The sequence below is a fragment of the Paenibacillus sp. J31R109 genome (assembly GCF_059692055.1).
In genome coordinates this window covers 1-1,654 of sequence record NZ_JCAUAR010000047.1, presented here as the reverse complement: position 1 = coordinate 1,654, position 1,654 = coordinate 1, and the positions used below count along the sequence as shown (strand labels likewise).

The following is a 1,654-nucleotide window of genomic DNA, read 5'->3' as shown; positions in this document are numbered from 1 at the left end:
ATCGAGTAGGCCCATGCGCTATTGCATGGGCCTCTCACAGTTCCGGACATGCGGGTCATCGCATCCGGCTCCTCCAGATCTATCCCCGCTGGGGATGAAGTTCTTTGTAAATAACAAGCAAACTACTTAGACCAATTTCTTCAAACCATATATTTGGCATCGCATATTGAGCGTAGGTTGAGTGGGAACTTCTCCATGCTGTCATTCGGAGACCGGGTAACTCTTTGTTATCCCATCCTCGTTTTCGCATTTCCCGGTGGAGTTTTCTCACTCTCTTCCAACTTCGTAGTTGCACGGAGCGAAGTCTTCTTCTTATCCATGCATCTAAGTCCCGGAAGCGGTTCCTTACATCACCTGTCCCAAAATATCTACCCCAACCACGCAAGTATGGGTTTAACACCTTCTTTACCAACCTTTGTACATCTACCGTTTGGTTCCTCCGCGTGATCTCCTTCACCCGTTCTTTAAATTTCGTCATTGCTTTAGCCGAGGGTATCATCCTTTTTCCAGGTTTAAATTCATGCCCAAGAAATACAAATGATTCTCTTTTGCTGTTCACTATCTTCGTTTTCTCTGGGTGAACTTTCAGTCCCATTTCTCTCTCAAGTAACCCCGTTACGGACTTCAACACGCGCTCCGCACCTTTCTCTGTTTTGCAACAGATCACGAAGTCATCCGCATATCTTGTTAAACGATGCCCGCGTTCAGTCATCACTTGATCTAAAGGATGGAGGTAGACGTTTGCTAATAATGGACTAATAACTCCTCCTTGAGGCGTCCCTTGGTCGTTCATGTAGAAGCTACCACCTTCTAGCACTCCCGCTTTCAGGAATTTCTCTAGCAAAGTCAACACACTTCCGTCAACAACCGTTTCTTTCACCATCCCTACAAGCTTTTCGTGGGGAATGGTGTCAAAGTACGATTTAAGATCGGCATCTATGACATAGCGAAAACCATCTTCTAAATCTTGCCGGATTTTCCCTAACGCCATGTGTGCACTTCTCCCAGGTCGGAATCCATAACTACAGTCCATAAATTTAGCTTCAAAGATAGGTTCCAATATGCGTTTTACTGCCGCTTGTACGACTCGGTCTCCTACGGTGGGTATGCCTAAGGGTCTTTGTGTACCGTCTGCTTTCGGAATATATACGCGTCTGACCGGCTTTGGCTGATATGTCTTACTTCTCAGCGCCTGCTGAAGCACTTCTAGATGGTGCTCCAACTTCGATTCAAATGCCTTTACGGTCACCTGATCAATCCCTGCCGCTCCACGGTTTCGCTTAACCTCTTTAAAAGCATCCTCCAAGTTTGGTTTTGCCCATATCTTGTCGATTAGACTGTACCATTTTCGTTCTTCTTGCTTCTTTACTCTTTCACGTGAGTCTTTGTCTTGCTCCTGTTCCCCCATGCTCGTTCTCCTTCCCTTCCAGTTAAACGGTTTGTAGCCTTTCGGCAATCTCCGCTTTCCTGTTGGTACTCGCCCCAGACGGCTTCTCCTTATGTTCATTCCCCGAATCTTCGCACTTCATGGCTCCCCGGCTTCTATCTGGCACATGGCTTCTCTCAGAAACTCTTCTTCTCTGGTTTCGGGCTTCACACAAGTCTTCGCCTTTTGAGTCAAAGCTTGCATCGACGATCTTTTTTTTTTTTTTTT

Annotated in this window: 2 protein-coding genes; both read right to left on the bottom strand. The window is 46.3% G+C overall.

Features of this window, described 5'->3' with window-relative positions; translation table 11 throughout:
• Positions 1–79: 79 nt before the first annotated feature.
• A complete protein-coding gene (gene ltrA, locus AC58QT_RS35970) occupies positions 80–1,408 on the bottom strand; it encodes a group II intron reverse transcriptase/maturase (protein ID WP_497413122.1) in 1,329 nt (442 codons plus the stop codon).
• 22 nt (positions 1,409–1,430) lie between these two features.
• A partial coding sequence (locus tag AC58QT_RS35965; RefSeq protein ID WP_497413121.1) for a hypothetical protein occupies positions 1,431–1,654 on the bottom strand: 224 nt, incomplete at its 5' end.

Excerpts from the sequence above, each read along its gene's own strand:
- ltrA (WP_497413122.1), bottom strand. The coding sequence starts at position 1,408 with ATGGGGGAACAGGAGCAAGACAAAGACTCACGTGAAAGAGTAAAGAAG.